Raw genomic sequence first — 4,507 nt, forward strand, 5'->3', positions numbered from 1 at the left:
GCCCCGGAGACCGCCGAGCAGCTCGGGGTGCGCGCCGGCGCCCAGGTCCGCGTCCGGGCGCCGGCCGGCGCCGCCGAGCTGCCGGCGGCCGTCGACCCGCAGGTCCCGGCGCGCACGGTATGGATCCCGGCCGCCCTGGACGGCCGCGCCGCGCTCGGCCCGCCCTTCGGGGCGGTGACCGTCGAGGCGCTCTAGGGCGCAGCAGGAGGAGCACGAGGGCATGTTCGAGACACTCTTCTGGCAAGTCGCCAAGATCTGGGCGGTGCTGATCCCGCTGTTCCTCGCGGTGGCGTACTTCACCTACGCCGAGCGGCGGGTCATCGGCCACATGCAGGACCGCCGCGGGCCCAACCGGGTCGGCTACCGCGGGCTGCTGCAGCCCATCGCCGATGCCCTCAAGCTCCTGTTCAAGGAGATCACGATCCCCACCCAGGCCAACCGGGCGCTGTTCGTCATCGCGCCGACCATGGCCATCATGCCCTCGCTCGCCGCCTGGGCGGTGATCCCCTTCGACCAGGGCTGGGCCATCGCCGATATCAACGCCGGGCTGCTCTACATCCTGGCCATGACCTCCCTGGGGGTCTACGGCCTGCTGCTCGCCGGCTGGGCCTCCAACTCCAAGTACGCCCTGCTCGGCACGCTGCGCAGCGCCGCGCAGATCATCTCCTACGAGATCGCCATGGGCTTCGCCCTGGTGGGGGTGCTCATGGCGGCGGGGACGATGAGCCTGACCGGCATCGTCGAGGCGCAGGCCGGCCCGGTCTGGAACTGGTTCTGGCTCCCGCTGCTGCCGCTGTTCCTGGTCTACTGGATCGCCGGGGTGGCGGAGACCAACCGCGCCCCCTTCGACGTCGCCGAGGGCGAGTCGGAGATCGTCGCCGGCTTCCACGTCGAGTACTCGGGGATGGCCTTCGCCGTCTTCTTCCTCGCCGAGTACGCCAACATGCTGCTGATCTCGGTGATCGCCGCCACGCTCTTCCTCGGCGGCTGGTACTCGCCGGTGGCCGGCCTGCCGGTGCTCGGCCCGGCCCTCGCCTGGGTGCCGGGGGTCGTCTGGCTGGTGCTCAAGGCGGCGATCTTCGCCTTCTGCTACCTGTGGTTCCGCGCCACCTTCCCGCGCTACCGCTACGACCAGATCATGCGGCTCGGCTGGAAGGTGCTCATACCGGTGACCGTGGTCTGGCTGGTCGTGCTGACCGGCTTCGCCTACACCGGCCTCGGCCCATGGTTCTGACGGGGGGACGGTCATGAGACCGCTGAGCGAGTATCTGCAAGGCTTCCTGCTCGTGGAGCTGCTGCGGGGGATGCGCCTGACCGGCCGCCACCTCTTCCGCCGCAGCGTCACCCTCGAGTTCCCCGAGGAGCGGGCGCCGAAGTCGCCGCGCTTTCGCGGGCACCTGGCGCTGCGCCGCTACCCCAACGGCGAGGAGCGCTGCATCGCCTGCAAGCTCTGCGAGGCCGTCTGCCCGGCGCTGGCGATCACCATCGACTCGTACCAGCGCCAGGACGGCACGCGGCGGACCAGCCGCTACGACATCGACATGTTCAAGTGCATCTACTGCGGCCTCTGCGAGGAGTCGTGCCCGGTGGACTCCATCGTCCTGACGCGGGTCGACCTCTTCCACATGGAGGACGCCAGCGAGCGCGTCATCGACAAGCAGGGGCTGCTCGAGATGGGCGACCGCCACGAGGCGCAGATCGCCGCCGACCGGGCCGCCGACGCGCCGTACCGCTGAGCGGGCGAGGGGCCCGCCGAGCGCTAACGAAGGACCTCGAAGGCTTATGGAGCAGGTGATCTTCTACATCTTCGCTGCGGTGCTGCTGTTCGCCGGCGCCATGGTCATCACCGTGCGCAACCCGGTGCACGCGGCGCTGTTCCTGGTGCTGGCGTTCTTCAACGCGGCGATCCTCTGGGTGCTCGCCGGCGCCGAGTTCCTCGGCATCGCCCTCGTGGTGATCTACGTCGGCGCGGTGATGGTGCTCTTCCTCTTCGTGCTGATGATGCTCGATATCAACGTCGCGCCGCTGCGCGAGGGCTTCGCCCGCTACCTGCCGGTGGGGGCGCTGGTCGCGGCGCTCATGGCGGCGCAGCTCGGCGGGGTGATCCTCGCCGAGCAGGCCGGGCTCACCGGCGGCATGATCCCGGCGCCGAGCGGCGAGACGAACAACATCCAGGTCCTCGGCGCGCTGCTCTACACCGCGTACGTCTACCCGTTCGAGATCGCCGGCGCGATCCTGCTCGTCGCCATCGTCGCGGCCATCGCGCTGACCCTGCGGCCGGTGCAGCGCGGGCGCTACCAGCGCATCGGCGAGCAGCTGGCGACGAGCAAGCGGGAGCGGCTGCGCATCGTCAAGATGAAGCCCCGCGGAGGCGGCGCCGAGCAGTGAGCGCCACGGCCTCGGGTCCATGCACGTCTAGGCAAGCGGGAAGGCCCAATGATTGAGCTGTCCGACTACCTGATCCTCGGGGCGCTGCTCTTCTCCCTCGGTGTGGCGGGGATCTTCCTCAACCGCAAGAACGTCATCCTGCTGTTGATGTGCATCGAGCTGATCCTGCTCGCCGTCAACATCAACTTCATCGGCTTCTCGGCCTATCTCGAGGATATCGCCGGCCAGCTGTTCGTCTTCTTCATCCTGACCGTGGCAGCGGCGGAGGCGGCCATCGGGCTGGCCATCGTCGTGGTGCTGTTCCGCGCGCGCGGCGACATCAACGTCGCTTCCCTGGATGCCATGAGGGGCTAAGCCATGGAGACGGTCCTCTACCTCATCGTGCTGCTGCCGCTCGCCGCCGCCCTGATCGCCGGGCTCGGCGGCCGCTGGATCGGGCGCGCCGGCGCCCACTGGGTCACCATCCTGGCCGTGGCCGGCTCCTTCGGCCTCTCCCTGTGGGTCCTCTACGGCCTGCTCTGGGGCGGGCTCGCGCCGATCGAGACCACCGCCTACACCTGGGCGGCGGTGGGCGAGCTGCGCCTGGAGGCCGGCTTCCTCGTCGACCGGCTCACGGCGGTGATGATGGCGACGGTGGCCTTCGTCTCGCTGATGGTCCACGTCTACACCATCGGCTACATGCACGACGACGCCGGCTACCAGCGCTTCTTCAGCTACATCGCCCTGTTCACCTTCGCCATGCTCACCCTGGTCATGGCGAACAACCTCCTGCAGCTGTTCTTCGCCTGGGAGGCCGTGGGCCTGGTCTCCTACCTGCTCATCGGCTTCTGGTTCACCCGCGAGAGCGCCATCGTCGCCAACCTCAAGGCCTTCCTGGTCAACCGCCTCGGCGACCTGGGGCTGCTGCTCGGCATCGCCGTGCTCGCCGCCGCCTTCGGCACGGTGCACTACGGCGAGCTCTTCGCCGCCCTCGAGGCGGCGCCGGACGCGACGGTGGCGCTCTTCGGCGGCGCCGAGTGGCCGCTGGCGACGGTGGCCGGGCTGCTGATCTTCTTCGGCTGCATGGGCAAGTCGGCGCAGGTGCCGCTGCACGTCTGGCTGCCGGACTCCATGGAGGGCCCGACGCCGATCTCGGCGCTGATCCACGCCGCCACCATGGTCACCGCCGGCATCTTCCTCGTCGCCCGGCTCTCGCCGCTCTACGAGCTCTCCGGCGTCGCGCTGACCGTGATCCTGGTGGTCGGGGCGCTGACCGCCTTCCTCATGGGGCTGGTGGGCCTGGTGCAGAACGACATCAAGCGCGTCATCGCCTACTCGACGCTCTCGCAGCTCGGCTACATGACCGCGGCCCTGGGGGTCTCCGCCTACTCCGCGGGGGTCTACCACCTCTTCACCCACGCCTTCTTCAAGGCGCTGCTCTTCCTCGCCGCCGGCTCGGTGATCGTCGCCCTGCACCACGAGCAGGACATGCGCCGGATGGGCGGGCTGGCCCGGTACATGCCGATCACCTACGCCGCCATGCTCATCGGCACCCTGGCGCTGATCGGCTTCCCCGGCTTCGCCGGCTTCTTCTCCAAGGAGGGGATCATCGCCGCCGTCGGCCACGCCGATGGGGCGGCGACGGGGCTCGCCTACGGGCTGCTGGTGCTCGGCGTCTTCGTCACCGCCCTGTACAGCTTCCGGCTGCTCTTCCTGGTCTTCCACGGCGAGGAGCGCCTCGACCCCCACGCCCGGGAGCACCTCCACGAGAGCCCGGCGGTGGTGACGGTGCCGCTGATCCTGCTCGCCGTGCCCTCGGCGCTCATCGGCCTCTACACCTTCGGGCCGATGGTCGCCGGCGACCTGCTCACCGGCGAGGGCGGCGGCATCCAGGTACTCGCCGAGGGGACCGGCCTGGCCCACGTCGCCGAGGCGTACCACGGCGCCGCCGGGTTCATCGGCCACGCCTTCGCCACCCCGCCGCTCTACCTGGCGGCCGCCGGGGCGCTGCTGGCGTGGCTGCTCTACCTGCGCCGGCCCGACCTGCGCGAGCGCCTCGTCGCCGGCCTGGGCCTGCCGCGCCGGATCCTGGAGCGCCAGTACGGCTTCGAGGCCCTCTACATGGGCGGCCTCGCCGGGG

6 protein-coding genes are annotated in these 4,507 nt (G+C 70.1%); all 6 read left to right on the forward strand.

Annotation, left to right across the window (positions count from 1 at the left end; genetic code table 11):
* A partial coding sequence (locus CKO13_RS10810) for a molybdopterin dinucleotide binding domain-containing protein (protein WP_200260800.1) occupies positions 1–195 on the forward strand: 195 nt, incomplete at its 5' end.
* 25 nt (positions 196–220) lie between these two features.
* Positions 221–1,234: an NADH-quinone oxidoreductase subunit NuoH gene (gene nuoH / locus CKO13_RS10815; protein ID WP_200260803.1), complete on the forward strand. Its 1,014-nt coding sequence runs from the start codon at positions 221–223 to the stop codon at positions 1,232–1,234.
* Positions 1,235–1,247: 13 nt separating this feature from the next.
* Positions 1,248–1,736: an NADH-quinone oxidoreductase subunit NuoI gene (nuoI, locus tag CKO13_RS10820; RefSeq protein ID WP_200260807.1), complete on the forward strand. Its 489-nt coding sequence runs from the start codon at positions 1,248–1,250 to the stop codon at positions 1,734–1,736.
* Positions 1,737–1,782: 46 nt separating this feature from the next.
* Entirely contained in the window at positions 1,783–2,388 is a 606-nt protein-coding gene (locus CKO13_RS10825) for an NADH-quinone oxidoreductase subunit J (RefSeq protein WP_200260810.1), read from the forward strand.
* 48 nt (positions 2,389–2,436) lie between these two features.
* Positions 2,437–2,742 (forward strand): NADH-quinone oxidoreductase subunit NuoK, encoded by a 306-nt coding sequence (gene nuoK, locus CKO13_RS10830; protein ID WP_200260813.1) that lies wholly within the window; start codon positions 2,437–2,439, stop codon positions 2,740–2,742.
* A 3-nt stretch (positions 2,743–2,745) separates the two neighbouring features.
* On the forward strand, positions 2,746–4,507 hold a 1,762-nt coding region (gene nuoL, locus CKO13_RS10835; RefSeq protein ID WP_200260816.1), incomplete at its 3' end, for an NADH-quinone oxidoreductase subunit L.

The sequence above is a fragment of the Halorhodospira neutriphila genome (assembly GCF_016584055.1).
Taxonomy (GTDB): domain Bacteria; phylum Pseudomonadota; class Gammaproteobacteria; order Nitrococcales; family Halorhodospiraceae; genus Halorhodospira; species Halorhodospira neutriphila.